Genomic DNA, 26,469 nt, shown 5'->3' with positions numbered 1-26,469 from the left:
GGTCAACGCGTTGATGGTTCAGGCGCCCGCGTTGTACACGTCGAGTCCGAACCGGTTCAGGCCGGGTGTCCCGGCATACCCCAGGTAGGGCAGCCCGAAGGTGTCCTCAATGCTGGCGAGCAGGCTGTAGTGGTTGTACGGGGTGGTGGACCACGTGCCGCCCTTGGTGAACGGGGAGAGGACCAGGGCGCCTACCCGGCCGCCGCCCATGCCGGTGATGCCCGGAAGCGCGGCGTTCGGCCCGGGACCCTCACCGCAGCAGGCGCTCGCATCGGACTGCGGCCCGTCGGACTCGTCAAAGGTGATCACCAGGACACCGTCCTGCTTGAATGCGGGGGAGTTGGTGATGACGGGAACCCACTGTTTGAGCCACGCGTCAGCGCTGGCGAGGCCGCCCGGCTGCCCGTCGACGCAGGGGGAGTCGTGCCCGTCATGGCAGAGGTTGGGCGTGATCATGGACAGGTTGGGCGTGGTGGCAGCCGAGGCGAGGTCGGTCTTTAAGGCGGACAGGTCGACGTCGTTCTTGGCGCAATCCGGCGAACCGGTGATCCCGGCGAAGTAGACGAACGGGTTGTGGCGCGCCGCGTACTGGTCCCCGACTTTGGCTTTCTGGGTGTCATCGACGGCGCCCAGCGCCGGGTGCCGGCACGGCGTTCCCATGTCCTCCATGTAGCCTTTCCAGGTCTTCCCGGCATCCTTCAGCTGGCCGGCGACGGTGGGAACGCTGGCCGGAAAGACGCAGCCGTCCCCGATGGCCTGGCCGGGGCTGGCTGTGCCGGTGCCCGCGAATGGCGTGTAGTTCTGGCAGTCGGCCTGCATCTGGGGGTTCGGTCCCTGTCCGGAAATCTGGGCCACGTAGTTGGGCTGGGAGTTGTGGGCCGTGCCGTAGTACTGGTTCAGCAGCACGCCCTGGCTGCGGAGCGTCTGGGAGAGGTAGGGGGCGGCCGACGCCGGGCCCCAGGTTTCGTCGTAGCCCTTGTTTTCGAGGTTGATGACGAAGAGGTGCTTGGCACCGGGCAGATAGCCCTGTGTGGAGGCGGCAGGGGCGGCGTCGGCCGGGTTGGAGGAAATCGCCGCGCCGCCCAGCGCGGCGGCGGTGGCGAGTACGGCTATGGCCGCAGCGGCGGCCCGAAGTTTGGTTTTCACGGCAGTGTCCATCCGTCGTTGAGGGCTTTCTGTTTCAGTCCGGACCATTCCTCGGCCGGCGGCGGGCCCACGGGGGTGCAGGCCGGTCCGGCCACGAAGGGCGGGACGAGGTACTTGGGGGCTACCAGGTTGGCCGGGGTGCCGAAGTCGAGGACTTCAGCGATGTTGCGGGCCGCCTTGTCCCGCGGCGTCAGGGACGGCAGGTTCCAGCGCCACTCGATCGCTTTCAGAACCGAGGTGTGGTCATAAACGTCGTGGGCGACGTACCGGCGCCGGGCGCGGGGCGAGACAACCAGGGAGGGAACCCGGAAGCCGCGCAGGGCCGTATCCGCTGACGTGTCCGGCGCCGTCGCGGGTGCGACGTGGTCGTAGAAGCCGCCCCACTCGTCGTAGTTGACCACCAGCATCGTGTTCGCCCAGCCCGGGCCGGCCGTGACGGCGTTGTAGACCTCGGCCAGGAATGTTTCGCCGGAGCGGATGTCCGCGTGCGGATGGTCGTCACCGGAGGTGCCGGAGCCTTCGTCGGTGAAGCGCGGGTCCACGAAGGACACGGCCGGCAGCGTTCCGGCTGAGCAGTCGGTGAGGAACTCGGCGTAGTGGTGTGAGATGCCGAGGTACTTGGTGCCCCAGAGTGCGGTGAAGGGGATGTCGCCGTAGTAGTACTTCCCGGACACGCCGGCGGCGGCCAGCCGGTCCCAGATGGTGGGCAGCGTGCTGGTCACGGTGGAGTTGTGGATCCGTGGCTGCGGCGTGCTGGTAAAACCGGTTGGGGTAGGTTTCGGCCATGGTCGCCGCGAAGTAGCGGTCGCAGACCGTCCAGTCCGGGCCGGCCTGCCGCCAGAAGTCCAGGTCTGCCGCGGCGTAGTACCCGACGGCGAACTCGTCGTTCTCGCCGGCCCGGAGCCAGCCGTCGTTCTTACCGTTGTTGTGCTCGATCCGGCCGCCCTCATATGAGTGGTCGGGGTCTGGATGGCCGCAGCCCTGGAAGTCCGTCAGGTGATAAGTGGAGTGCGGGATGCCGTAGCGGTCCGTGTAGCTGAGCCCGGACTGCTTGCCGTCGGCCCCGGGCATCCAGCCGAGGAAGTGGTCGAAGGAGCGGTTTTCCATCATGACCACGATGATGTGTTCGATGCCTGACTCGCCGGGTGCGGGGAGTGCCGGCTGGGCGGCGGTTGCTGACCGGAGCGTGCTGCCGGTGGCCAATGCGGTGGCGGCGGCCGTGCCTGCCGCACCGAACAAACTGCGTCTGGAAAGTTTCACCATGGATTCCTTATCGGTCAGGGACGGACGGCGGTGGATGGTGCCGGCGTCCCTCGGTTGCCGGAAGGGAAGCTACCCGCGGGTAACGTTCGCGTGCAACAGTAGATCACGGAATGGTTACGGCGCCGGATCATTTCGGGATCCGTTCACCGAGTGTTCACCGGACGTTTGGAGGTCTGGCATCCGGCGCCGGGGCAGCGGGCCCGTTCGTGCTTCTGTAGATGGTCGTGAAAATGAGAGCCTCCAACGACTTTAGTAATTAACTCAAAAGCCATTGACGGACGGTTCTGCGGCGAGGATGATATTGAACCGTAGGCAGTCGCGGCCGCAAAAGGCGAGAGGCCCTGCCGGTGATATTCAAAAGGGATTTGTTATGACCCGAAATCAATTTCAGGAATGGCCTGCGCGATCCCGCCACTGGCAGGATCGGCGAATAATTCCTTTTTGGATAAGTAATGGGGACAGTATCGGGCTGGGCGATGCGGTTAAGGATCTGACAACCTTTGCCGGAATTCCGCCTTGCAGCAGTTGTGAACAGCGCGCAGCTTTCCTCAACAGGCTTTTGCGCCTGCCGCGGTTCCGGAAGCGGAACCGGTCCTAAGTATCGTGTTGCCCCGGCGCCAAGCCGGGATGCCGGCCTGCCCGCAGCACGGCCGGCGGAGTGTCAGGAGGCGGCCATGCCGCAGCAAGTAGTGGTAACGGAAACCTATTGGTGTCCCGGGGCGTGGCCTTGGGAATGGTTCGATACGTGCACGCGCAAGGTGACCAAGTGGTGCTATGACTTCAGCTGGGTTGAGGAGACAGGCTACGGGCTGGCCAGCCATCTGAAAGGCTGTGAAAACGGAATTCTTTACAGCTGGTGGGCCTTTTCCTTCAATATCTGGGGCAGTACCCAGTACGGTCCGGGACGAATGTGTTTTACCAGTCAATTGAGTTCATCGGGGCGCTGCGCGGCGTCCGCCGTTTCGGGCCTGACCGTCACGGCTGAAGCGCCACGGATTCAAACCATGGCCCGCCGTCAAATCCGAGGACCGGTGCACCGGCAGTTACCGGGTGAAGAAGAGCAGCCCATGCTTGACGACGATAGTTCGAAGTAATTCCATGCGCGCCACGCTGAATTTGGAAACGGTGCTGCAGAATGTCCATTGCCATGACGAGGGCGATGGGTGGGGAAACGCGGAGCCGTATATCTGGACCGTGTTCTTCAAGGTGGACGGGGACAGCTTCGCCGTCGAGGCCGGGTCCGGCCTGATCGGCTCACCCACCATCGTTTCCAGCAATGGAAGCCACGGGAACCTGGGCAACACGGACGTGGACGCCGGGGACGATGTGGCGGTGCCGGACGCCGTCGGCCTCTGGTCCACCAAGCTGAAACCCATCCCCGTGAACGATGCCGGGCTGCGTGCCCTGCTCGGCGAAGACGATCTCCCCGCCTTCGCCGGCGTGGTGGTGTCCCTCATGGAGGAAGACGGCTGGCCGGACTCCCTGGCGAACACAGGGTACGCGGCGTTTGTGGACGCCGTCCAGCTGGCCGTGGTCAAGGTGGCCGCGAGTTTCCAGCATGCGCTGGCCGCACCCACTCCGCAGCAGATTAAGGACGCGATCGAGGCGGTGAAGGCCTCGGCGGCCACGTCGGTCAAGGCGGCAGTTAAGAATGCCATGTCCGGGTGGGAGCTGATCTGGTACGGGACGTTCGGGAACAACGACGACGGGATCGGCACCGAAGCGTTTACCACCACTACCGATGAGCTGGTGGCCACGCCGGCGATCGCGATCAACCGGCGGTGGTCCGGGGACGAATCCGGGGACGGGGACTGGGAAATCAGCGGGGTGTTCCGCGGCTTCCCGCAGCTGGACTGCCACCTGGAGAGGCTGTTTTCCTTCAGCGCCGGCAGAGAGGCCCGGCAGGAAAAGTCCCAGGCAGGGAGCTTCGACTCGATGCGGACCTTCCGGGACGGAGCCTTCCGTGAGTCGCCGGGCCTTGGGGCGTGGTGGGCGGAATTCGCCGCGGCGAGCCCTGCTCTGGCCATGCTCGCCGAGCAGCGCCCGGACGTCAGGGAGGCACTGAACGGGCTGGTGAACGACGCCGGCACCTGGCTGGGGGACGGGGCGGAACGTATCGGCGGGCAGTCTCTGGAACACCTGAACACGGTCCTGGATGCCCTCGCCGCGGACGCGCCCGGCCACCGGGCCCGCGTGCTCCGGCAGGCGAAGCGCCTGGTGAAGCGGCTGGACGGGGCCAGCTTCGAGGACGGGCTTCGGTTCGCCGCAGAGATGAAGCCGGTGGGCCGGACACCGCGCAGGGGCGCTGCCCCGCCGGCCGGGTCACGTGACTAGGGTTTGCGTGCGGCCGGATCAGTGAGTGGTGGGTGCGGGTACCGCGGTGAACCGGTGCGTTAGGCGCCGGTCCGCCGCCGGTACATGACCCCCGTGCGGGCAGGCAGTTGTCCGGCTCCTAGCCGTTGTCCGCCGCGTCGCCCGTGTCCTCCCATATGACATCCAGATTGTGGAACGTCACGGGTCCATCGCACAGTTCGGCCATCTTGGCAGCGAACTCCGACGTTTCCGGCCGGCCGGAATTCTCCATCGCGGAGTCAAAGGAATCGAACTCGACGATGGTGAAGAAGGTCCCTTGGTGGTCCCTGTCCGCCGTGGCAATAATGCGGCGGAATGTGGGCGCAGTGCTCCCCTCGGTTCGGGAGGGACGGCCCAGTTCTTCGATCTCCTTGATGCGGGAGGACTTGAATTCGATGATCTGCACAAACCCGGCCATGATGACTCCTCGACAGCAGTGGACGTTGATGCGGCTGAGAATAGTCCTGGAATCGGGCTGCGAACAGGGGAGAAGTGCCCTAGTCACGTGTGGACGTGAGCCTTCCCACCTTATTTTGAGTAGCTCATGATAAGTCCGTAAGGTTGAGGGCAGGCCGCCGTAGCCCTGAGTGCCGCACCGGTGAACATACCCGGGCCAGCGGGGCAAGCGACACAACGCGCAACCGTCCTCCTGCTTGAGCGGCGCTAGAACCTGTACGGCCCTCATCGTGAAAGCCCAAGGAGAACCATGACTTTGCTGACCGAACGCACCGCAACATCCTCGTCCACCACTCAAGCCACCCTCAAGACCGTCGCCGGGACTTCCGTCGCTGACACCGCAGTGCGCGGCGGCAGCTACGTATCCCTGCCCGACGGCGTCGCCTACGCCCGCGTCGAGGGCAGCTATGTCACCGTCGCCGGCGCCCGAAACCTGCATCCCGTCACCCGTGGCAGCTATGTCACCGCAGACGGCACTCCCGTTGTTGCCGCCCGCGCCATCGAGGACAGTTACGTGACGCTTCCAGCGGCGGCCTAGGGTCCGGCGCCCTGCAGGGGACAGCGCTGCGAGGGCATTAAGGGAGGCCGACGGCGACACCCAGTGTCGCCGTCGGCCTCCTTTTTGGGGCGGCGGGGATTGATCTCCGTTCGCCTGAAAGACGTCTTGCGGTCATCTGGGATGCGTACGTTGAACGCACTGCTGTTCGTACTGCCGTTTTTCGATGTCAAGGAGTTCCATGTCCAGGGGACGCACACTCACCGCTGTAATAACCACCACTGTTCTCGGCAGCCTTGCCATTGGTTTCGGCGTGGCTCCGGCCGTCGCCGGGCCCAAAAAGGACAAGTCGGTGGACCTGCGGGTGGCCACCTACAACTTGTCGCTCAACCGGGGAACCGCCGGCGAACTTGAGAAGGATCTGAGCACTCCGGACAACCAGCAGGCCCGCACCGTGGCCGAGGTCATCCAGCGTGCCAACCCGGACGTCATCCTGCTCAATGAGTTCGACTACGTGCCCGGGATGCGCGCGGCCGACCTGTTCCGTGAGAACTACCTCGCGGTGGGCCAGGGCGGGGCAGATCCTGTCAGCTACCCCCACGCCTATGTTGCGCCGTCGAACACCGGGATCCCCAGCGGGTTCGACCTCAACAACGACGGCAAAGTCGGCGGCGGCGACGACGCCTTCGGGTTTGGGGCCTTCGAGGGGCAGTACGGCATGGCCATCCTGTCGAAGTACCCCATCGACACGGAGAACGTGCGGACGTTCCAGAACTTCCTCTGGAAGGACATGCCGGGGGCGCTCTTGCCGGATAACCCGGCCACGCCCGAACCGGCAGACTGGTTTTCCCCGGAGGAGCTCGACGTCGTTCGCCTGTCCAGCAAGTCGCACTGGGACGTTCCGGTGACCGTGGGCCGCGAAACGGTGCACGTGCTCGCCTCGCACCCCACACCGCCGACCTTCGACGGCCCTGAGGACCGGAATGGCCGCCGCAACCACGACGAAATCCGGTTCTGGGCCGACTACGTCACCCCGGGCAAGTCGCAGTACATCGTGGACGACCAGGGCAAAAAGCGCGGGCTCCTGCCGAGCGAACCGTTCGTCATCGTCGGGGATCAGAACGCAGACCCGTTCGACGGCGACTCCGTGGATTCCGCGATCAACCAGCTCCTGGATTCCAAGCAGGTGGTGGACCCGTTGCCGGTCTCCGCCGGTGCCGTGGAGGCGGCGGCCCTGCAGGGCGGAGCCAACGCCGCCCATGCAGGTGACCCCCGCTACGACACCGCCGATTTCGGCGACACCGCGCCGGGAAACCTGCGGGTTGACTACGTGTTGCCTTCACGCAAAACCACGGTGCTCGGTTCCGGCGTGTTCTGGCCGACCCAGGCTGACCCGCTCTCGCGGCTGACCGGCGTCTATCCGTTCCCGAGCAGCGACCACCGTCTGGTGTGGACGGACATGCAGGTCCGCGGCTGAGATCGGCGGAAGGTGATCTGACAGGGTCAGCTCACCTTCCGGAACCCGCGTGACGGCAGCCTTACTCGCGCAGCACCCACGCGGCGTTGTCCGGCTGCAGCCAGCCGTCCGTCTCCAGTGGCACGGCAGTCGCTAGCACGGTCCCGGCGGGCAGCCGCACTGGGCCGGTTCCCATCGCCACGGCAACCAGGAATTTGGGGCTGCGCTCGCAGACCAGAAGGTTCCCGTCCTCCACACGCCAGCTGCCGCCGTCATCCGCGGTGAACACGCCTTCCCCCCACAACTTGCGGCAGAGTCCGACGGCGGCAGTCACCAGCGCGAGCATGGAACCGGGGTCCTGCTGCTGGGTTTCCGCCGCGTATGAACCCCAGCCGGCAGGCTGCGGCAGCCACGGGTCCACCGCCGAAGGCGCCGAGGAAGTAAAGCCGTGGCGTGCGGGCGAAGTCGTTGGCGGTGCCCAGTGGAAGAACGCCGAGCGCGACGTTTGTGCCGGCAACCCGGCCGGCGGCGTAGGAGACCGTCCCGCCGCCGCCGCCGACAACCACCAGGTCGTGCCCGTCCGCCAGCACCCGGTCTAGCGTCCCGGCCAGGTCTGCCCCGGACAGCACGGGGTGCACGGCGGAGATGGGCACGCCTGCCTTGCGCATCGTGTCCAGCGCCAGCTCGTGTGCCGCCCCTCGGCGTGATCCGGCGTTGATCACCACGGCGGCAGAGCGGGCGTCCCGGGCAGCTTTCATGGGGAACATCGTAGGGCGCGGACCTGTGGGTTTCCCTATGTCGTGCCGCAGTGCGGGACCTGGCGTACGACGGCGGCGCGTGAGTTCCAGCCGAAGGACCCTGCGTGCGGGGAAGACACAGACCAGGTCGGTCGAACCGCCACTTGGTTAGAGCACCTTGAATATGTGGCCCATCATCCGGACAGAAGCTGGAGCAACAGCCCTTCCAGCGGAGTGACCTGGGATGAACCAGTTTCGGTTGGACTGATTTCCGACCCATTGAATTTCGGCGGAATGATTGCTGAGGGACTGATTTCGGGCTGGAGGACTCCCGGTGGCCATTGTGGTGGTTCGCGGTCGGGTTGTTCGGATTGGTAGTGGCGGCCGGTGGGTGATGTCCAGCCGGGTGGCTCATCTCTGGTTGAGGCCGTGGGTTCCCAGCCGCTGTTGTGTTTCAGGCGGTGATGTTTTGGGCAGAGCTGTGCGAGGTTGCTGATTCCGGTGGTTCCGCCGTGTTGCCACGCCAGTAGGTGGTCGGTGTCGTTGTCCAGGGAGTTGTTGTTGAAGCCGGGGAAGACGCACCTGCCGTCCCGCAGCTGCAACGCTTTTTTCATCGCCTTGGAGAGTCGATAACTGGTGCGACCGATTTCCAGGGGTGTTCCGTCGCTGGGGTCGAGCAGGACCCTGCGGAAGGATTCGGCGCCGCCGGCAAGGAGCTGACGGGCCATGGAGGCGGGAATGGGCCCGTAACCGTCGAGGTCTGCGGGTTCGTCGGTGAGGCCCAGGAGTGCGAAGTACGGGACGGTGACGAGCACGTCGGCGCGGGGCGTGGGGCCCTTGCCTGCCTCCGGATCCGTGGTGGTTCCGCTCAACACCGCTTCGGCCTGGTCCGGGCGGTCACTGTTTGCGACGGTATCGAAGCTACCGAAGTTTGCCGCGGGTTCATCGGAGCCGACGAGAGTGGCCAAGCCAAGCAGGTCCTCCTGCGCATCGCCCTCGCGCTGGAGGGAGACGGTGGTGGGGATGGTGGCGGTTCTGTTGGTGAGGAGGCGTCTGGCGAAGTCGTCGGATTTGAGTTGGGTAAGAGTGCGGGGTTCGTTGGGGCCTTGGAGGCTTCTGGCGGTTGCAGTGAGGTCGTTCAAAATCGCCAGTGCTTGGTCTGCTGGGAGGTATGCGGCGATCCAGGCCATCCCGTCACGGTCCGGAGTGAATTCCACCCGCCGGTCCGCGGCGCTTTTGCGGTGTCGCTTCTCAATCGATTCCGGGTGGCGGCGTTCCCGCCAGCCCCGGAGCCTGGCCCGCAACCGGGCCGGCACCAGCTCCGGCGCGGGGCAACCCCTCGCCGGGTCAGGGGCGTCTGGGTCGAGGAAGTGCTCCACCAATGCGGCCGCGGCGGGATGGTCCAAAGCCTCGGTCTCGTCGGCGAAGATCCGTGCCTGCTGCCAGGAGAGGCTGCCTGTGGAGAGTGCGTCCATGACCGGCGGCAATGCACACACCCGCCGGGACTGAGCCACGAACGCGGACGCGGCCCCGGAACTGATGGTCAGGATCCCGCCGATTTCCTCAACCGTAGACATCTCGGTGTAGGTCCGCTCATGCAGGGGCACGTCCGGTGGCGTCATAGCGAGTTGTAGGTCCATGGCTTCGGCCACGGACCTGGCCTTCCGGGCTGCGGCCTGGGCCTCCAGCTTCTTTTCCAGTCCCATCCGTTTCAGCCGAATTTCGTACGCCCGCGCCAGCACATCCACACCGTCCCCGGCCACAGCGGAAGCACCGGCGGAGGCGAGGGCATGGTCCTCGGCATCGAGCGCGGCGAGAGCAGCAACGGTGGCATAAATAGCCTCCATGCCTGTCCCCGTCCCCGCACTGGTTCCCATACGAACATCCTCTAACGGGGGTACGACAATTTGGCCGGCAGCCATGCAGCGACCAGCGTCTGGTTTGGGGGGTCATGGGGGTCATGGGGGTTCGCGGCTGACAACGAAGCGTAGCCGGTGGCGTCACCGGCGGCTCCTGCTCTCAGCCGCTGAAACGGGGGAGGGCTTCCACAGGAGGTGTCCTGCGGAAGCCCTCCGGCGACCGGAATGGTGTGGGTCAGCGCTGCGGGAGGACTTTGGTTCCCTCGATCTGTACTGCTTGGAGTTTGTTCGGGTTCAGGCCGAGGGTTTTGAGGATAGTCGGGGCGATCTGTGTGGTTTCAACGGTGCTGGTGACGGTGCGGGCCTTCTCGTCGTTGGCGCCGGAGAYSACGAGCGGCACRTCGCGGTCSTCGGCGGAGGCGCCGCCGTGTTCAGCGATTTTTGATGTACCGCCGGTGTAGACGACGCCGGCTTGTGCGATGCCCAGGATGTCGGGGTAGCGGGCGTCGCTGGTTTTCGTGTTGAAGTAGTTGGCGACTTCGCTGCCTGCGTAGACGGTACTCAGTCCCGAGGTTGGCACGGACTTGGCGGCGCTGTTGATGTCGTTGCCGGCGGCCGGGTGGGATGTCAGGTAATCCTTGGCGAACTGCGCAGCTGCCTGGGAGTGGTCGGAGAGCCAGAGCTGCATGATGTCATCATCCGTGGAGAAGGCCACCAGGTCAGCGGTCCCAGGGTGGGCGGCCTTCCAGGCGGCGTTGAGTCCGTCGATGATGGTGCTGTCCGGAACCCGGGTGAGTTGGTTCGGGTCGGTGGGTGACTGTCCGTGTTTCGCCGAGAGGATGATGGTGGTGTCCTCGGCGTGTTCGGAGGCGGACAGGGCGGACTGCATCTTCCCGACGGCGGTATCGACATAGTCGAGGGCTTTGGCCAGCAGGGGGCCGGGGACGGTGCCGCCCGGGAGGTAGCCGCCGGTGAGTCCGTCCGACGTCGGGAGCTTCTGTGCGGTGGAAACGGACTGGAAGTTCATGCCGAAGATCGCCGGGGTCGCGGCCGCGCGGGTGCCGGAGTGGTCCTTCCCGCCGATTTCGTTCAGGACCGCTTGTACTTTGTACCCGTCGTACTGCTGGGTTGCGGCGTTGTCCTTCGTCCAGTCGCCGGTGAACGGCGCGGGTGCCTTGCTGTTGATCTCGGGGGTGAAGAGGTCGTCCACGCCCTTGCCGGAGGGGCCGTTGAGGATTTCGTAGGCCGGGTGCTTGTCCGACCATGCGGTAGTCATTCCTGCGCTCTTGGCGACTTCAAAAACTGTGTTGACCTTCAGGTACTGATGCGGGTAAACGGGCTTGCACGTCGCCGGGTCCACGGGCAGTGCTGCCGGATTGAGCAGGGATCCCGGCTGGCCGGTCATGTTCATGATGCTGGAGGGCAAACCCGTGAGGCCCTGTCCAGCGTCGAGCGCGTCGGGATTCTTGTCCGCAGCCTCGGTCAGGGCCACCTCGGTGCCGGGGGCGGTGTTTTTGCAGTCGCTGGTGCCGGCGGGCAGGAGCGACCGGTTGTACGTGTCGTCGTAGTAGATCCCGGTGGTTCCAGGGTTTCCGCCGGTCAACTGGCCCACCATGCCGGGGAAGGAATCCGAGGGCACAGGGGTCTGGGCGTGCGTGTAACTGGTCCCGTGGTTCACCAAGGCGGCCAGCGCCGATTGCGGGTGCGCCGAGACGTACCAATCCAGGTCCTTCTGGTGCAGGCCGTCCACCGAAAGCAGGAGGACGTGCTTGGACGTCTCGCCGTTGCCGCCCTGGCCTTCGCCGTGTTGCCCGTTCTCGGCCAATGCCGGGGTCACTGCTGATCCTGCCATCATGACTGCGCCGAGAACCGCGCCTGCGGCGACCCCGTATTTTTTCGCTGACTTCATCAAAATAAGACCCTTCGTCAATGAGAGAACCACGGGAATGACTTTCTTCCCTTGGGGATTCTTGCTGCAGGCAGGTCCTCGCGTCTTCCGTTTTCGGGCGATCCTGTTGAAGGTTCATCATTGATTCAACCGTGCATCATGAAACTTTCCGGGAATTCACAGCCGGAGACTATCTCTGGTACAGGGTTGGTGTGCGTGCCGCCGCTGGAAAATCGATAGCTGTGGATTCAGCCCRCCACCGCCGCCTTCGCCCCCTGCTTGGCCTCCATCCACTCGCTCATCCACGGGGCCCGGACGCTGGAGGTGATGCGGCAGTCGGCCACGAAGGTTCCCTTGGCACCGGCGTCGATCCAGTCCTGAAGCGCGGACAAATCGGAAAGCGAGCGGATGATCGCGGACTCAGCACCCAGGGCGCGGGCAACCCCGCTGAAGTCCACCTCAGGGATCAGCATCGGCTTTTCGGTCAGGCCCTTGGAAGCGTACTGGTGGATTTCGGCTCCGTAGGCGGCGTCGTTGTAGATGACGACGACGGCGCTGCGGGCCGTGCCAATGAGCGATTCGAGGTCGGACAGGCCCATCAGGAAACCGCCGTCGCCCGAGGCCAGCACCAGGGTGCGGCCGTCCTCCACCGCGCGGGCTGCCCCGACGGCGCTGGCCAGGCCGAGCCCGATGCTCTGGAAGGCGGTCCCCACCATCACCAGGTCCTGAGGCCGCGGGATGCGCCAGTACATGGGTGCCCAGCCGAGGAAGTGCCCGCCGTCCTGGACCACCGTGCGGCGCTCCGGCAGCACGGCGTCCAAGGCTGTGGCCAGGGCGCGCGGGTCCAACCGTCCATCCGCCGTTTCCGAAGAGCCAGGGTGGTGGGCCGGTCCTTCGGCCACGCGCTTGCGGGCTTCCGCGCGCCACGCGCTGCCCGCAGGCCTGCCGTCCAGCATCCGCAGAAGGCGCGAAGCAGCAGACTTCACGTCCGCGCTGACGAACGTGTCCACCCGGGGGTGCGTCGGCTGCAGGGCGGTGTCGATCTGGATGACAGTGGTGTCCGGGCCGAGCAGGTGCCCGAACCGCATGGTGAACGGGCTCAGGCTTGCCCCGGCCACGAGGACCACATCGGCCTCGCCCATGAGCCCGGCCGCGGTCTCGGTGCCGAAACCGCCGGCCACGCCCAGGTACCCCTCGCCATTGAGGAGGTTGAGCGCCAGGGCGGTTCCGGCGGTCAGTGCGCCGAGGCGGTCGGCGAGTTCGCGGAGTTCCGGACCGGCGCCGGCAAGGTGCGCACCGCGGCCGGCGAGGATCAGCGGCCGCTTCGCCCCGGCGAGCAGGCGGGCTACCTGCCCAAGGCCGCCGTCGACGTCGTCCGTTACCTGCGGTGCCAGCGGCGCCGGAAGTTCTTCATCCTCCGCCTCGAGCGCCGCGAGGTCGTAGGGGATGGCAATTACGACGGCGGTGCGCTTGGTGAGTGCGTACTCCACCGCCTGCCGGGTAATGGAGCCCGCGGCGTCGCGGGTGACGGTGAAGGTGGCCGCGCCGAGGCCCGCGGCGATGGCCGCCTGGTCCACGTCCTGGGGCCGGGCGCCGACGCTCGGGGCGTCCCCGGTGACCAGCACCACGGGGATCTGCGCCTGGACCGCCTCGGCGAGGGCGGTGAGCGCGTTGGTGTAGCCGGGGCCGTAGGTGGTGGTGCCCGCGGCGAGGCGTCCCGACGTCCGGTAGTAGGCGTCGGCCGCGGCGATGGCGGCGCCTTCATGGCGGACGGCGGAGAAGCGGAGGCCCAGCTGTTCCGCGGCGTCCAGGAAGTAGACGTTGCCGTTGCCCATGACGCCGAAGACATCGCTGACGTAGCTGCTGAGAACCTGTGCCACGCGGCCGGAGACGGTAAGAGTAGTCATGCAGGAATCCTCCGGTCTGGACCTCAGATAGGCAAGAGCACAGCGTTCGATTGGGATAATTGGCAGGGGAGTACGAGCGTAAGTGAAAATATGCCCACTTGTGGCGTGCGTCACCCGACCTTAGCTGGAGGGGCGGGATTCCTGCTCGGTGAGCCGGCTCAGGAGGCCGTCGTAGCGGGGTGGCATGAGTTCCAGCACGGAAATGGCCGTGCTGGTCCGCTGGATGCCCTCGATTTCCAAGATCTCGTTGGTGATGCGGTAGAGATCGGCCGTGCTGCGTGCCACCACCTTGGCCATGAGGTCCGCGTCGCCGGTGGTGGCGTGCACCTCGATGACCTCCGGGATCGCGGCGAGCCCGTCCTCCACGGCACCTGTCCGGGTCTGGCTGATGGACAGGGAGAGGAAGGCCATCAGGTCATAGCCCAGCGCGGCGGGGTCCAGCCTCCGGCTGAAGGAGCGGAGGGCGCCGCTGCGCTCGAGCCGTGCCAGCCGGGCGTGGACCGTGTTGCGTGCGACGCCGAGTGTCCGGGAGAGTGCCAGGGCGCTGGCTTCCGGATCCTCGTCGAGGGCGAGGATGATCCGGCCGTCGAGGGAATCCAGGGTGCGGGGGTTCGGGATGGTCATATTTTCACCACAGTTAGTAGAAGTTGAGCAGAAGTCCCAATGGCTTGAGGGTATCTTGCATTGTGGGCCGGGTCACAATCATGATCAGTCCTCATGACCAGTGATCAGCTCCTCTTCGCACCGGATACCGTGCTTCCCACCCTTCGTGGCGCGGTGGCCGGACTTCCGTCCTACGTCCCGGGCCGCCGCGGCGCCGGTACGGACATCGCAGCCCTCGCCAGCAACGAAAGCCACTACGCCCCGCTGCCGGCTGCCGCCGCGGCGGTGGCCGCGGCGGCGGGCACCATGAACCGCTACCCGGACAGTGCCGCCGTCGAACTCCGAGAACGGCTTGCCCGCCACCTCGGCGTCACGGCCGGAGAGGTGGCGGTGGGACCCGGCAGCGTGGGCGTCCTCCAGCAGATCATCACCGGTTTGTGCGACGCCGGGGATGACGTGATCTTCGCGTGGCGCTCCTTCGAGGCCTACCCCATCCTGGTGGAGCTGGCAGGCGCCCGGCCGGTCCGCATCCCGCTGGACGAGGCTGAGGGCCACGACCTCGATGCCATGGCCGCGGCCGTCACCGACCGCACGAAGGTCATCCTGCTCTGCACCCCCAACAATCCCACCGGCGTGCCGATCAGCCACGACCGCATCGAGGCCTTCCTGCAGTCCGTCCGCCCGGACATCCTCGTGGTGATTGACGAGGCCTACGTGGAATACGCCGAGGCGGGCAGCGGCCCCGATTCCCTGGCGCTCTACCGGCACTACCCGAACGTCTGCATCCTGCGCACCTTCTCGAAGGCCTACGGACTCGCCGGCCTGCGCGTGGGGTATGCAATTGCGACGCCGGCAATCGCCGAGGGACTGCGTCGCACCGCCCTTCCCTTCGCCGTGAGCGCGCTGGCACAGAAGGCAGCCGTCGCGTCGCTGGACGCGGGGGAGGAGATGGAAGCGCGGGTGGCCGACGTCAAGCGGGAGCGCGCCCGGATGGCCGCGGAGCTGGAAGCCCGGGGCTGGAAGCTGCAGCCGAGCCAGGGAAACTTCCTGTGGATCCGCGCCGATGACAGCCTCCGGGCGACGCTGCTGGACGCGTTTGACCTCGCGGACATCATGGTCCGGGCGTACCAGGGCGACGGCGTGCGGATCACCGTTGCCGATCCCGCCTCCAACGACCGCGTGCTCCGGCTCTTGGAAGCCAACGCGGCCTGAGCACTCACTGACCTTTTACCAACCCGTTCCGCCTACAACCAGAGGAATCCTCAATGGAACAACAGACAAAGACGTCTGCCCGCGCCCTCGGCGCGGCCCTTAAACCCCGCCAGCTGACCATGATGGGCCTGGGAAGCGCCATCGGCGCGGGCCTGTTTATCGGCTCCGGCGCCGGCATCCAGGCCGCCGGTCCGGCGGTGCTGATCTCCTACCTCGTGGCCGGCACCCTCATCATCCTGGTGATGTGGGCGCTCGGCGAGATGGCCGCCGCCAACCCGGACAGCGGCGCCTTCTCCGTCTATACCGCCAAGGCCTACGGGCCGGTGGCCGGTGCCACGGTGGGCTGGCTCTGGTGGCTGCAGCTTGTGGTGGTCATCGCGGCCGAAGCGCTCGGTGCGGCGGGCCTGCTGGCCACGATCTTCCCGGCCCTGCCGGTGTGGCTGATGGCCTTCGTGTTCATCGTGGTGCTCACCGCCGTGAACCTCACCAGTGTGAAGAACTTCGGTGAGTTCGAGTTCTGGTTTGCGCTGCTCAAGGTGGCGGCCATCGTCGGGTTCCTCCTGGTGGGTGCCGCCCTGCTCTTCGGCTGGCTGCCGGGCGTCCAGTCGCCGGGCCTGTCCAACTTCACCGGTGCCGGCTTCGCACCCAGCGGTTTCGCCGGCATTGCCACGGCTCTCTTCGTGGTGGCGTTCGCGTTCGGCGGCACCGAGATCGTCTCCGTAGCGGCAGCCGAGACCGCAGAGCCGGCCCGCAGTGTGAAGAAGGCAGTCCGTACCGTGCTGTGGCGCATCCTCATCTTCTACATCGGCGCCATCTTCGTCATCGCTGCCGTGGTTCCCGTCGGTTCGGCAGGCCTGAAGAGCCCGTTCGCCGCGGTGTTGGACGCTGCGGGAATGCCCGGCGCAGCCACCGCCATCACCCTGGTGGCAGTCGCAGCACTGCTGTCCGCCCTCAACGCCAACCTCTACGGCGCCTCCCGGATGGCGTACTCCCTGGCCGAGCGCGGCGAAGCGCCCCGCCTGCTTGCCTCGGTGTCCAGGGCCCGCGTCCCGGTTGTTGCAGTCCTGGCCAGCGTCGCCTTCGGCGTTGTCACGGTGGTGCTGGAGCTGGCCTTCCCCGAGAAGGTCCTTCCCGTCCTGCTCAACATCGTGGGCTCGACCTGCCTGCTGGTATGGACTTCCGCGCTCCTCGCCCAGCTCGCGCTGCGCCTCCGCGCCGACCGCGACGGAACGGAGCTTCCGTTGCGGATGCCCGGCTTCCCGTGGCTCACGGGCTTTGGTCTGGTCATACTGGCGGCGATCTTCACGGTGGGGTTCATCGGCGAGGATTCCCGTCCCCAGCTCCTGAGCACTTTCGGTCTCGTGGCGCTGCTGGCGGTGGCGAACTGGCTGCACCACCGTTCCGGCAAGGTTTCGCCGGTTGTCGAATCGGATGGTGCCAAGCAGCCGGTGCTTATCGACTGAATTAGGCGCCGCGACCCATTTCAAGGGTTCGGTGCGCACGGAGGGGCGCGTCTGGCTTGGCCGGGCGCGCCCTTCGCGATGCGTACCGGGGTGGTCTCTACGCATCGCTCGGCAGACTGACTGGGCGTTCGAGGTTTCTAGCTTTCGGAACAGGCGTTGGAACAGGCGTTGGAACAGGCGTTGGAACAGGCGTCTTACGCCCTGTAACAACGAGCTTAAAAGTGCGGCCAGACCGGGAACATCGACTGCATGGAGCTTTCCACGCACCAATGGAGGGAAGGATCTCGGAGCCGAGTTGGCCATACCGGGGTGCGGTAAATGCCAGCGTGCTTCACTGACATCACAGACGGGAGGCTTTGATAGTGCCCGGTCCTCATCTTCCGAGCGATCAAAGGCCTAACTGGTTGCAGCCATAGCCGGCAAAGCTTCGCTTCCCCAGTCCCCGGGCGGCGCCGGGGACTCCGACCCGATCATTGCGTTCCCTGGAAAGCTTTCAGGGTCCTCAGGGATAGTCGTAAAGTGGGAGATTTCGGAGTCGGGGAGGTAGATTTTGAATGTCCAATTTTCCGCGTTGTGGCACGCAATCGCCAGCTCCTCGATCTGCTGAGCCGTGGCGTGAGGGTCTGCCCCGAGCTTCCTGAGCTGCTTGTGTACATGGTCTTCTGACTCGCGGTCGATGGCGAACAGCGGGTACTCCCTACCGTGCCAGACGCCTTTGAAACTCCGGCTCCCCATGAAGATCAAACCATCATATTGCCCTAGGCTGCTGCTCGTACTCGCTCTGGCGAAGATCCACGCCGCTTCCAGCGACAAAGTGAAGTAGCGCTGACTGCATGCGGAAAAAACTCGGAAGCCAGTGTCAATACTTGGGCCGAAGAAGTCGTAGAGATACTCCGCGCTGTTGGAGGCGAGGGCTTCGCGGTTGAGGTCCTCTACTTCCTTGTCGCTCGACTCGTTTTCGGGATCAATCGGGATGGCGACCTCGCTATCTGGGCCGGGAAAGGTTGCCAAGAAGGCTCCCCCCTTGGTTGCTAGTCCTTCGCCATCCAACGATGTGAGTTCGTACTGCTTCATCGCCTTCAGCCAAGCCTCGATGAGAAGCTGGACGTCCCGCTCCCGCCTAACCTCCGCCTTGAATATCAATTCGTCACCGACTGGCTTCCAAAGAACTGGCTTTACCGAGACATTCATCTCTTTGAGGATCATGGCTAGGGTCTGTGGGAACTCGCGATAGAACTGAAGGAATGCGCGGCGCCAATTGTTTCTTGACTGTTTGTAGTTGGTCGAGCCGACTAGGTCACAAGACAGGAAGAGAATTGATCGGGGCGCTCGAGCGCTCAACGTAGCCCCAAGACTGAACTTCGAACTTCAGCTGCCGATGGGGAAACATCGAATCGCGAAGCGAGGGCCCAAGGGTCTCCGCCCAGCTCGTTGTATGCCTTTATGAAAGCTGCTGCAGGCATCAGGAGAGATGCGGCGAAAGTATTTGCCTCGGTTTCCGACCGGTGTATGCCGCCGCGGGCGTAGGTCCGCTCGCCCTGAGCCTCGGGCAGACGGTAGTGAAGGAAGTAGTGGGCTATCTCATGGGCGATAGTGAAGCGATCTCGTCTTGATGACGTGTGCGTAGGAATGTATACGGTGAAGTCACCGATCCCGCGTACATGGAGGGACTCCGCAGAGTCCCTTGTCTCTAGGGTCCCGCCTAAGCGCTGCAACAGCCGAGCAATATCGGCCCGCCCTTGGGAATCATAAATCCCATGAGCTCCGCCAATTTTCTCCGCATAATCCCTGACCGCATCGGAGGTTAGACTTGTGTGTTGCGGGAACTCACTGGACAATATGATCCGCCCCAATCGGCTACTTGACTGTTTGCTACACCCCACTCTAACGCGAGGGCTGGCGCGTGCTTCTGAATTGTGACCGACAGCGCCACATGCGTTTGGTCTCCGAAGGTCGTGACCCGGCAAGAACGAAAGGTACTAAGTGACAGTCTGGACTGAGTTGAATTGCGATCTGCCAAGGGATCGCCCTAGGGCGATGTCGTGGGACGACTATACGGCCAGATTGACTAAGGAGTGGGCGGAGCTTCTTGACAGCGACCCGAAAGAATCCAAAGTGCAGTCCTTCCTAGAGGCACACCCCTCCCTTCTTCCTGGGTCGTTTGGTGACGTGGGACCGGGCGGACATCATGGGCCGAGGCTAAGCGGCGTCTTCCGGGAACCGCCCCTTAAAGGACTGAACCGGTCACGTCGACCTGATTTTATGTGGGTGACTTCGGCAACTGGCCTCGTTACGCCTATTTGCATAGAAATTGAAAAGCCGAGCCGTCCTTGGTTCAATCTAAACGGCCGGCCGAGTAGTGAGCTCACAGCGGCGCTAGACCAGTTCGCGGACTGGAAAGTCTGGTTCTCAGAACCTGAAAATCAGTCGATCTTTAGGAAGACTTATGTTTCAAGTGAGTTTGACCACCGCACGCTTGAGCCCCAGTTCGTATTGATCTACGGACGTGCTTCGGAGTTTGACCCTGCCCATTCGCGGCATTCGAATCCAAACGCGCTGCGCAAGAAGCGGGGCTTTCTGGCGCGACGGGACGAATACTTCTACACCTTTGACTCCCTCAAGCCCAATCAGAAGGCCAAAGACTGTACAACCATCACCATGAAAGAAGACCGGGGCCCGGTATTGCACTCCGTCCCACCGACATTCGAAACAGGGCCTGACACCATGGACGAGGCGGTCATTATGAGGGATCCTTCCAAAGCGCTCGCTCGTGCTCCATGGATGTCTGAAGATCGTCGAGAGCACGTCAAGGCCCGATGGCAACACTGGCGTTCGGAGGGCGATCGTGTCCGTGATCCTGGTGAGATCGTGGTGCGGAGTATGGGTTCGACAGAGTAGTTGCGTTGCACCAGCCCTCGTGCCACTCCACGACTTCTTTTTTGCTCCCGGGAATGGTCCTCGACCTACGGCTTTCGGGCAAAGGGTACAAACCGGGAGGACGTGCCGCAGGCCTCAGTCAACTGCCGTGAGCTGGATATAGCTAGCTGAGCACGCCGGGGAGACTTATCCCGCCGTCCACGTCGGGTCGTTTGCGCTTAGAGTTGGATCTGCCAATTTTGTACTATCGGCGGAATATTACTTTTCAGTCTCATGAACCGATAAACGGTCGTCCGGCTGGCTTCGAGCAACTTTATTGTCGGTTGGCTTCAGGCTCAATGCCTTCAGCTCGGTGTACACGCAAAACGGAGTTCCCTGTGCCATGACTTCTTTCCGTCTGCCGCTATGCCTGCCGTGGTCCGTGCAGCGAGCGTGTCACGCTCCAACTGAGCGAAGGCCGCCATGATCGTGATCACGGCCCTAGCCATCGGGTCTGTGGTTGGAACGCCTCTGTTAGCGGCCAAGACGTCACACCGTATTCTCGAGCCCGTCCACAAGCTCCATCACATTTCTAGTGTTACAGCCCAACCGGTGAAGTTTCCAAATCACCAGGATCAGCCCCTATCAGTTATTTATCAGCCCGGTTGCTGTCCATCTTGGCTGGCTCCGTGTGCCATTGTTGACGATCCAGCCTTGGCGTCTGGCTTTCGTCAACAGGTTTGTCATCCAGGCCGGGTCGACGGGCTTCTCCTGGATCTGCATGAAGTGGTGCTCAATCTGGGAGCGGTCGGCTGCGCCGGCATCGTCGAGGAACTCAATCAAGTGATGGATGTTGGGGTCATCAGGCACGTTAGCTTCGAGCTGGGCACGAGAGCGGTTTAGCTCTGTGATGCGCTCGAGGGCGGTTGCAAGGGGGGTCAGCGCGGCCGTGAGGCCCTCAAGATCGACATCCTTGGTTAGCGCTGTCGACGCCTTTGCAAGGGGGGTCAGCGCAGCGACGAGGCCTTGGATGTCTGGGTAGATTCCGACTTTCTCCGGGCCGGGGGCTCGGTACTCCCGCTGCACAGTTCGCTCAGGGTTGGCAAGCCACTGTGCCCTCCCGGGGAGAGCCTCGAAGCCTATGGCAGTAACTCTGCCCGACGAGGGGGCGCATCCGACCTTCCGAATCCGGTAGCCGGCTGCCCACCATGCGTTGACTTGAGGGCGACCTTCAGGCTTCGCACCACTTCCCGCCCACCAAGAACGATCGGCACTGGCGCTCACAGGCAGGCGCATCTCGCCGGCCTCAACGAGGACGCGGTCAATCTCGGCGAGTGTGTAGTCGGGATGGTCGCTCTCGTCTGCAGCGAGTGCCTCGTATAGCGACCAATATCTGCCACCTGGCCGCGGCGCGCGATAGAGGTCTTGCTCATGCGCCTGGCCAGCATTCACGTGTCCCCGCGGGAGTTTCTTTACTACGCTCTCGAGATTTTCTAGAGTGAGGAAACGCAGCTGGTTAGAGATCCCGCTGGCCACGACTGACTGTTCGATGCGACGCGCAAGACGTTGCGGGTCGGTCAGGACCCAAGTCAAAGCATCCGTAAACTCCAACTGGAGCACCTTACTAAGGTTGACAATGGCGGAGAACGGGAACGGTGTGTACCCGTGGAGCAGTCGATCCAGCTCTAGGTCGGTGAGGGGAGTCAACCACTTCAGGTGGGTTTTGAGGTCTTCAACAGGGCAACCAACTGCCCGTGCTGTGGTCGTAATAATTAGCTCGAAGCGACGTGCGGCGACTTGGCGCCGCCTCTGACGTTGGCGATCAAACGCTTGTCTTGTCGCTGCGCAAGCCTTCTCTGACTTGACTCCGGGTGAGTGTTTGGCGGCGCTCCTGAGCGTTTGGTTGTCACTTGAGGCGATGTCGAACGGATCATACCCCGGTTCGTAGATTGGGCTCGGCCATAGCCAGCTGACGATGAGGATGCCATCCTTCGAATTCAGCAGTTCAGTGTCATCACAAACCTCGTCCTCCGCCGGCTGCATTCGATCGAGGTAGGCAAGCTCGTTTTGGAAACGGACGAGCTGCGACTTGTCTGCAACTATGTCGTGGGGCGTCATACTCAGAACTCTAGCTCAATTTTGCACGACTGAGATTCCCCTGTGCAAAATGAAAATGGATGATAGTGTCTTTATCTCACGGAGGAATTTACTCTGTGCAGAAACGCCCCATGCACCTAAGAAAGGTCCACCATGACTCACTCCACCGCTGCTCGGCCCATATTCGACGCAAACGCGCTCGCTACGCTCAGGCGGGCAGTCCGCTTTCTGCAGGACACTGCGATACATGACGAATGGCGCGAAGCGGCCTGTTATTACGCTGAGGCCATTCACGCAGGCAGGAGGGCCGTCGGCTCGATCAGGAAGGCCTGTAGCAAGACCGCCGTCTCGTGGCATAGCCAAGGCGGAGAAGACTCCTCAGCTGACTGAACACGCCGGCGAGACGAGTCCGCTCTTGTGCCAGTAACGTGACACGTCGTGGCAGCGCGTGAGAATGAAGCTCAGATTATGGGGAGCCCGTTCTCATGCTCGTGCGCGCGGGGCAGTCATTAGGTTTCAGGTGGATGCACTCGTGGTTGCACGGACCTTTAGTGTAGCTCAGGGCCACGCGCTTAGCGCCACCCAAGATGATGTTTGTAGCCGGGTTATCGAGGGTCCTGTCGGAGCTGAACCTGGAGGGCAAACAGCTGCTCCAGATCGCGTTCGTCGACCAGCCGCCAAGGGTATCCGTGATTGCGGACCCTCCCTTGCGCGGACAAACGCATAGCAAACTCGAACACAATGCGGCGTGCAGCCACTAGCGACACGAAACGATCGATGTGGGGACGTTCACAGTAGAGGAGGTGGCTGTAACGGTACTGGGTGCGGCCACTTTGGCTTCGGCTTTGCGTGCTAACGAAAACAGCTCTTGAGTGTTTTTCCGATAGTCGCTTAGCCAACTTTTGATGCTCCCATTGCCCAATCATGTCTTCGTGCTTGAACACGTCAAGTGCAGGATTTGAGGACGATGGACTGAGCCACAGGTCCTTATTGTTCGGGGTCGTTGTGACCTGCGAGTAGCAAGACAGGACGCCACCCGCGTTCGGTGCTCCGATTACGTCGAGTCTTTTACGATTCGGTCCAGGAAGCGTCCAACGGGGTGCCAGCTGGAAGAGATTAATCTTTCCCGACGGCGAGACGGACTCCTTACGCAGTTTGCACTTAATCTCGATGCCCCGAAAATCTGCCAATTGGTGGTTGTTTTCTTCAATCCCCACAAGCGTTTCGAAGGTGTAGCCGATCCCTGTGTCGCCGGACCGGAGGCTGTCAATCCACCCCATGGCCTTCACCCGGTCAAATCGTTCCAGGAGCTCGTTAAGGTCTTGGTCGATCACAAATTGAGGAGCATCGAGCGGCAGTACAGCGTACGCTCCGGGACTGGTTGGAGCATCCCCGAAAAAGAGTATGGCCAAACTGGCAAACCGTGGATCCAAGTGTTCGAGGGCTACGTCCACGAAGTAGACGCTCTCACCCGAGGCGAGGTTCAGCCGGGTAAGGATGAGGAGTCTGCGGCCATGGGCACGATCATCTAGCTGTGGCCCGGCGCGGGTGATTCTCCGCTCCGGGTACCGCTGGTAGTAGATCCAGGAAAGATTTTTGACATGGTTCGTTGCCATGTCTTGGGCCGAGAAGGCAACTGTTGAATTTTTGTCGGGGTCGGGGATCGGCAGTTCGGGAAAGAACCCGTAGCTTGGCTTCGGAATCAGGACGCCGTGCCGGCTGCTGTCATCGTTTTGGGCCAGAATCTTCGCAAAGATCTCACCAGAGACGGAATCGGGTTTATCGGTGAACGAGCCAATGTAAGCCCTGAGTGATTCGTTGATGGTCGTCTCTTGTTTTCGATTCCGTATTCCAGCATTGCCAAAGTCACCATAGCCGTCCAGAAATTAGTCTGGCTAGTTCTGCGTCTCAGCCGTGGTGCGAAAACGGAGCGCGCCACCCAACCAGGGGACGGACGCCTGCTGACCTAGGACGGTGCGGCGCGCCCTGTTCCCCGCGAAGGGCACGGTTCGAATACGGGTGACAGAGGCACTCAGAGCAGCGCGAGCTGAGGAGGCCCTTGCTGATCTCGGTCCCGGGCCAGCTGGATGAAATCATCCACGCCCATCAGCCATTGCCGTTGCTCCGGTTTGTACGGTTCGTGCAGACTCCGGGGGATGACGAGCTGGATCCGGTGGTCGCGCATCTCGTCGGTCTGGGCCGGGCTGATCGGGCTTTCGAGTGTCAGCAGATGCTTGTCATCGATGCGTTTGGCTTCGCTGATGACCTGCCGCCACCGGTCCTTGCAAGTGGTCTTGACGCCCAGCATGGTCAGATCCACGTGAGGGAAACCAAGATCGCGGTATTCATCGATGCCGGGGAAGATAAAGTCCGGGCGTGCCCGGTTTTCCGTTACCGGGTTGAAGGTGTGGCGAACGTCTAGGGCGGCGAATAAGGCGATGAGATGGTTTTCCAGCCCTTTCCCGGCGCGGCTTTTGCGCCGGTTGTGCAGGGACAGGGACACTTCGATGAACCGGTCCACGTCGACGTGCCCGTCACTATAAAGGGCATCGAGGGTGTCCGCTGCCAGATGACGTTCCAAGGTGCGGAAGAGGATTTCCTCCTGTTCCAGCCAAGCCATCAGGACCGTGTCCGGGTCATCGGCCGGGTGCAGATCAGGCAGGGTGGAGCGGGCGAAGGCGCCGAACTCCGCGGAGGTGGGGAAGCGGGGCCCGAATTTCGCCAGAATCTTCTCCAGCCAGTCATCGTTGGCGGGCTCGACGGCGATGCCGAGCATGTCCAGCAGATACATGGCGGTCAGGCCCAGGCTGTCGTGGCCGCTTTCCAGTCCGGTGCGGACGGAGAAGCCATGGTGTTCGAGCACGTCGGTGCCGAAGAGCCAGTCCAGCTGCGCGGCGATGCTGGAGCCGGCCGGGGCCACGATGAATAGGGCGTCACCGGTGTTCTGCTTGGCGATAAAGACCAGGTCGCCGGGCTGGGCCGTTTTCATGGCGTCCACCGACGCCGGGTAGTACAGGCGGTATTCGGATCGGTTGGGGGTGTTGAGCCGGGCATCGTAGAAGGTCAGGGTTCCGTCTTCGGCGACAGGTTCGTCCGTGTCATCAGTCACCGCAAGAAACCGCGTGGGGATGATCAGCTTTTCGGCCGGGCGCCCGAAGAGGCCCTGGAGTGCCTTGACGCCGTCGAGTTCGTGCTGATTCGACCTCCGCCCGACCGTTTCGACGGTGCTGAGGATCTTGGCCGCGACGCCGTCAAAGTGATCGGCCAGGTCCCCGAAATCCATGCGTAAATCCCCCAAGTAGTCATCATTGCCCGGCGCGAGCCGCGGAACTGACAGTACCGCGGCGCCAGGGTTTCCCGGCGCCGCGGCACTCGGCGTACGCTGCCGGGCGTGTCAGGCCGACAGGCTCTCCGCGACGGCCGGCTGGCTGGTGATTTTAATGACGTGCGGGGTCATGATCCGGGCGATTTCCTTCATCACCGGGGTGACGACGCTGTTGCCGAACTGCTTGTAGGCCTGGGTGTCGCTGACCGGGATCCGGAAGGTGTCCTCGTAGCCCATAAGGCGGGCGCATTCGCGCGGTGTCAGCCGGCGGGGACGGTTGCCGTCCTGGGCGACCAGGATTTCGGAGCCGTCCTTGTAATACCGGGCCGACAGGGTCCGGGTGGTCCCGGCCGGGTGGACCAGACCGAAGCCGAAGCCGTTGCCGGCGGCCTTGTGCTTGGCGGCGTAGGCCTGCAGGTAGGTCCACAGGTTCGGGGTCAGCGTGAACTTGGGCTGGACCTCGGCGTTCTCGTGGTCGAAGAACCGGTCTTGGTCCCATTCGAGGAACGGCTCGGTGCCGTCGGTCCGGTGCAGGATTGTGTCGAGTTTCGGGCCGACCGGGGGGACTTCCAGATCCTCCCAGCTGAAATCCGTGGGTTCGCGGAAGCCGACGATGATGATCCGCTCCCGGTGCTGGGGGGTGAAGTTGATGGCGTCGATGACCTTGGCGTGGACCTCGTAGCCGAGCTCCTCCCGCAGGGTCTCCATGATCACGGCAAAGGTCCGCCCCTTGTCGTGGGAGCGGAGGTTTTTGACGTTTTCGAGCATGAACGCCGCCGGGCGCTTGGCGTTGATGATCCGAGCCACGTCAAAGAACAAGGTGCCTTGGGTGGCGTCCTCGAAGCCGTGCAGCCGGCCCAGGGAGTTCTTCTTGCTCACGCCCGCGATGGAAAACGGCTGGCACGGGAAACCGCCGAGCAGGACGTCGTGGTCCGGAACCTCATGGGCCGGGAAGGGCTGGATGTCCCCGACAAAGGTGTGGGACTCCTCCTGATCGTCCGGGAAGTTCGTCAGATAGGTCTTCTCAGCGTATTTGTTCCACTCGCTGGTGAACACGCAGCGCCCGCCGTGGGCCTCGAAACCCTTGCGGATCCCGCCGATCCCGGCAAACAGATCAATGAACCTGAAATCATCGGCCCCGGCGGCCGGGCGGAGCCCGAGCAGTTCCCGCAGGGCCGGGGCGAGCATCGTCGGGCAGGCCGTCTCGCCGCTCTCCCAACGGGCGACCGTCCGGTCCGAGACGTTGAGCTGGTCAGCGAGCTGACGTTGGGTGTACCGGGCACGTGCCTGGCCGAGGAGCGTATTTGCGTTGTCCATCATGTCCTATCTGGGTTGTTCACCTGACATTCTGTC

22 protein-coding genes and 1 pseudogene are annotated in these 26,469 nt (G+C 63.6%); 7 read left to right on the top strand and 16 right to left on the bottom strand.

Features of this window, described 5'->3' with window-relative positions:
* Positions 1 to 18: 18 nt before the first annotated feature.
* On the bottom strand, positions 19 to 1,146 hold the full coding sequence (locus AC1DIM_RS04990) for an alkaline phosphatase family protein (protein ID WP_477709386.1): 1,128 nt from the start codon (positions 1,144 to 1,146) through the stop codon (positions 19 to 21).
* Positions 1,143 to 2,217: pseudogene (locus AC1DIM_RS04985) on the bottom strand (alkaline phosphatase family protein). Before AC1DIM_RS04985 ends, AC1DIM_RS04990 begins: the two are co-directional and overlap by 4 nt.
* A gap of 866 nt (positions 2,218 to 3,083) precedes the next feature.
* Here AC1DIM_RS04985 and AC1DIM_RS04980 point away from each other — a divergent pair.
* Positions 3,084 to 3,503 (top strand): hypothetical protein, encoded by a 420-nt coding sequence (locus tag AC1DIM_RS04980; RefSeq protein WP_477709385.1) that lies wholly within the window; start codon positions 3,084 to 3,086, stop codon positions 3,501 to 3,503.
* 4 nt (positions 3,504 to 3,507) lie between these two features.
* Complete coding sequence (locus tag AC1DIM_RS04975) at positions 3,508 to 4,743, top strand: hypothetical protein (protein WP_477709384.1); 1,236 nt, start codon at positions 3,508 to 3,510, stop codon at positions 4,741 to 4,743.
* 118 nt (positions 4,744 to 4,861) lie between these two features.
* Here the strand turns inward: AC1DIM_RS04975 and AC1DIM_RS04970 are convergent, their stop codons facing one another.
* Complete coding sequence (locus tag AC1DIM_RS04970; protein WP_477709383.1) at positions 4,862 to 5,179, bottom strand: hypothetical protein; 318 nt, start codon at positions 5,177 to 5,179, stop codon at positions 4,862 to 4,864.
* A gap of 288 nt (positions 5,180 to 5,467) precedes the next feature.
* Here AC1DIM_RS04970 and AC1DIM_RS04965 point away from each other — a divergent pair, with 288 nt between their 5' ends.
* Together AC1DIM_RS04965 and AC1DIM_RS04960 are read left to right on the top strand one after the other, a co-directional pair.
* On the top strand, positions 5,468 to 5,755 hold the full coding sequence (locus tag AC1DIM_RS04965; protein WP_477709382.1) for a hypothetical protein: 288 nt from the start codon (positions 5,468 to 5,470) through the stop codon (positions 5,753 to 5,755).
* A 199-nt stretch (positions 5,756 to 5,954) separates the two neighbouring features.
* Positions 5,955 to 7,190: an endonuclease/exonuclease/phosphatase family protein gene (locus AC1DIM_RS04960; RefSeq protein WP_477709381.1), complete on the top strand. Its 1,236-nt coding sequence runs from the start codon at positions 5,955 to 5,957 to the stop codon at positions 7,188 to 7,190.
* 61 nt (positions 7,191 to 7,251) lie between these two features.
* Here the strand turns inward: AC1DIM_RS04960 and AC1DIM_RS04955 are convergent, their stop codons facing one another.
* The 6 genes from AC1DIM_RS04955 to AC1DIM_RS04930 form a co-directional block, all read right to left on the bottom strand.
* Entirely contained in the window at positions 7,252 to 7,458 is a 207-nt protein-coding gene (locus tag AC1DIM_RS04955) for a hypothetical protein (protein ID WP_477709380.1), read from the bottom strand.
* Positions 7,442 to 7,927 (bottom strand): diacylglycerol kinase family protein, encoded by a 486-nt coding sequence (locus AC1DIM_RS04950; RefSeq protein WP_477709379.1) that lies wholly within the window; start codon positions 7,925 to 7,927, stop codon positions 7,442 to 7,444. Before AC1DIM_RS04950 ends, AC1DIM_RS04955 begins: the two co-directional genes overlap by 17 nt.
* A 173-nt stretch (positions 7,928 to 8,100) precedes the next feature.
* Positions 8,101 to 9,783, bottom strand: coding sequence for an HNH endonuclease signature motif containing protein (locus tag AC1DIM_RS04945; RefSeq protein ID WP_477709378.1), 1,683 nt, complete (start codon positions 9,781 to 9,783; stop codon positions 8,101 to 8,103).
* A gap of 217 nt (positions 9,784 to 10,000) precedes the next feature.
* The gene (locus AC1DIM_RS04940) at positions 10,001 to 11,674 is read right to left on the bottom strand and encodes an alkaline phosphatase family protein (RefSeq protein WP_477709377.1); all 1,674 of its coding nucleotides are present in this window, start codon (positions 11,672 to 11,674) and stop codon (positions 10,001 to 10,003) included.
* Between the two features lie 227 nt (positions 11,675 to 11,901).
* A complete protein-coding gene (locus AC1DIM_RS04935) occupies positions 11,902 to 13,560 on the bottom strand; it encodes a thiamine pyrophosphate-binding protein (protein ID WP_477709376.1) in 1,659 nt (552 codons plus the stop codon).
* A gap of 120 nt (positions 13,561 to 13,680) precedes the next feature.
* Positions 13,681 to 14,184, bottom strand: a complete 504-nt coding sequence (locus AC1DIM_RS04930; RefSeq protein ID WP_477709375.1) for an Lrp/AsnC family transcriptional regulator — start codon at positions 14,182 to 14,184, stop codon at positions 13,681 to 13,683.
* 93 nt (positions 14,185 to 14,277) lie between these two features.
* Between AC1DIM_RS04930 and hisC the strand changes: the two genes are divergently transcribed.
* Positions 14,278 to 15,375 (top strand): histidinol-phosphate transaminase, encoded by a 1,098-nt coding sequence (gene hisC, locus AC1DIM_RS04925; RefSeq protein WP_477709374.1) that lies wholly within the window; start codon positions 14,278 to 14,280, stop codon positions 15,373 to 15,375.
* Between the two features lie 53 nt (positions 15,376 to 15,428).
* Positions 15,429 to 16,838, top strand: coding sequence for an amino acid permease (locus tag AC1DIM_RS04920; protein WP_477709373.1), 1,410 nt, complete (start codon positions 15,429 to 15,431; stop codon positions 16,836 to 16,838).
* A 396-nt stretch (positions 16,839 to 17,234) separates the two neighbouring features.
* Here AC1DIM_RS04920 and AC1DIM_RS04915 read toward each other — a convergent pair whose 3' ends face one another.
* A complete protein-coding gene (locus tag AC1DIM_RS04915) occupies positions 17,235 to 18,044 on the bottom strand; it encodes a hypothetical protein (RefSeq protein ID WP_477709372.1) in 810 nt (269 codons plus the stop codon).
* Positions 18,045 to 18,175: 131 nt separating this feature from the next.
* Positions 18,176 to 18,721: an ImmA/IrrE family metallo-endopeptidase gene (locus AC1DIM_RS04910; protein ID WP_477709371.1), complete on the bottom strand. Its 546-nt coding sequence runs from the start codon at positions 18,719 to 18,721 to the stop codon at positions 18,176 to 18,178.
* A 154-nt stretch (positions 18,722 to 18,875) separates the two neighbouring features.
* Here AC1DIM_RS04910 and AC1DIM_RS04905 point away from each other — a divergent pair, with 154 nt between their 5' ends.
* Positions 18,876 to 19,736 (top strand): Shedu anti-phage system protein SduA domain-containing protein, encoded by an 861-nt coding sequence (locus AC1DIM_RS04905; RefSeq protein WP_477709370.1) that lies wholly within the window; start codon positions 18,876 to 18,878, stop codon positions 19,734 to 19,736.
* A gap of 323 nt (positions 19,737 to 20,059) precedes the next feature.
* Here the strand turns inward: AC1DIM_RS04905 and AC1DIM_RS04900 are convergent, their stop codons facing one another.
* The 5 genes from AC1DIM_RS04900 to dcm form a co-directional block, all read right to left on the bottom strand.
* Complete coding sequence (locus AC1DIM_RS04900; RefSeq protein WP_477709369.1) at positions 20,060 to 20,239, bottom strand: recombinase family protein; 180 nt, start codon at positions 20,237 to 20,239, stop codon at positions 20,060 to 20,062.
* A 100-nt stretch (positions 20,240 to 20,339) separates the two neighbouring features.
* Positions 20,340 to 21,812, bottom strand: a complete 1,473-nt coding sequence (locus tag AC1DIM_RS04895) for a hypothetical protein (protein WP_477709368.1) — start codon at positions 21,810 to 21,812, stop codon at positions 20,340 to 20,342.
* A gap of 584 nt (positions 21,813 to 22,396) precedes the next feature.
* On the bottom strand, positions 22,397 to 23,407 hold the full coding sequence (locus AC1DIM_RS04890; RefSeq protein WP_477709367.1) for an MvaI/BcnI family restriction endonuclease: 1,011 nt from the start codon (positions 23,405 to 23,407) through the stop codon (positions 22,397 to 22,399).
* A gap of 416 nt (positions 23,408 to 23,823) precedes the next feature.
* Positions 23,824 to 25,074 carry a type II restriction endonuclease gene (locus AC1DIM_RS04885; protein WP_477709366.1) on the bottom strand — a complete coding sequence of 417 codons (1,251 nt, stop codon included), beginning with the start codon at positions 25,072 to 25,074 and terminating at the stop codon, positions 23,824 to 23,826.
* Between the two features lie 111 nt (positions 25,075 to 25,185).
* A complete protein-coding gene (dcm, locus tag AC1DIM_RS04880) occupies positions 25,186 to 26,433 on the bottom strand; it encodes a DNA (cytosine-5-)-methyltransferase (protein WP_477709365.1) in 1,248 nt (415 codons plus the stop codon).
* Positions 26,434 to 26,469 lie beyond the last annotated feature (36 nt).

The organism is Pseudarthrobacter sp. 01T43, from assembly GCF_056398665.1.
This window is presented reverse-complemented; position numbering and strand designations above follow the sequence as displayed.

Coding starts and splice junctions, on each gene's coding strand:
- AC1DIM_RS04980 (WP_477709385.1), top strand. CDS start 3,084: ATGCCGCAGCAAGTAGTGGTAACGGAAACCTATTGGTGTCCCGGGGCG.
- AC1DIM_RS04975 (WP_477709384.1), top strand. CDS start 3,508: ATGCGCGCCACGCTGAATTTGGAAACGGTGCTGCAGAATGTCCATTGC.
- AC1DIM_RS04970 (WP_477709383.1), bottom strand. CDS start 5,179: ATGGCCGGGTTTGTGCAGATCATCGAATTCAAGTCCTCCCGCATCAAG.
- AC1DIM_RS04965 (WP_477709382.1), top strand. CDS start 5,468: ATGACTTTGCTGACCGAACGCACCGCAACATCCTCGTCCACCACTCAA.
- AC1DIM_RS04960 (WP_477709381.1), top strand. CDS start 5,955: ATGTCCAGGGGACGCACACTCACCGCTGTAATAACCACCACTGTTCTC.
- AC1DIM_RS04950 (WP_477709379.1), bottom strand. CDS start 7,927: ATGAAAGCTGCCCGGGACGCCCGCTCTGCCGCCGTGGTGATCAACGCC.
- AC1DIM_RS04945 (WP_477709378.1), bottom strand. CDS start 9,783: ATGGGAACCAGTGCGGGGACGGGGACAGGCATGGAGGCTATTTATGCC.
- AC1DIM_RS04930 (WP_477709375.1), bottom strand. CDS start 14,184: ATGACCATCCCGAACCCCCGCACCCTGGATTCCCTCGACGGCCGGATC.
- hisC (WP_477709374.1), top strand. CDS start 14,278: ATGACCAGTGATCAGCTCCTCTTCGCACCGGATACCGTGCTTCCCACC.
- AC1DIM_RS04920 (WP_477709373.1), top strand. CDS start 15,429: ATGGAACAACAGACAAAGACGTCTGCCCGCGCCCTCGGCGCGGCCCTT.
- AC1DIM_RS04915 (WP_477709372.1), bottom strand. CDS start 18,044: ATGATCCTCAAAGAGATGAATGTCTCGGTAAAGCCAGTTCTTTGGAAG.
- AC1DIM_RS04905 (WP_477709370.1), top strand. CDS start 18,876: ATGTCGTGGGACGACTATACGGCCAGATTGACTAAGGAGTGGGCGGAG.
- AC1DIM_RS04895 (WP_477709368.1), bottom strand. CDS start 21,812: ATGACGCCCCACGACATAGTTGCAGACAAGTCGCAGCTCGTCCGTTTC.
- AC1DIM_RS04890 (WP_477709367.1), bottom strand. CDS start 23,407: ATGGCAACGAACCATGTCAAAAATCTTTCCTGGATCTACTACCAGCGG.
- AC1DIM_RS04885 (WP_477709366.1), bottom strand. CDS start 25,074: ATGGATTTCGGGGACCTGGCCGATCACTTTGACGGCGTCGCGGCCAAG.
- dcm (WP_477709365.1), bottom strand. CDS start 26,433: ATGGACAACGCAAATACGCTCCTCGGCCAGGCACGTGCCCGGTACACC.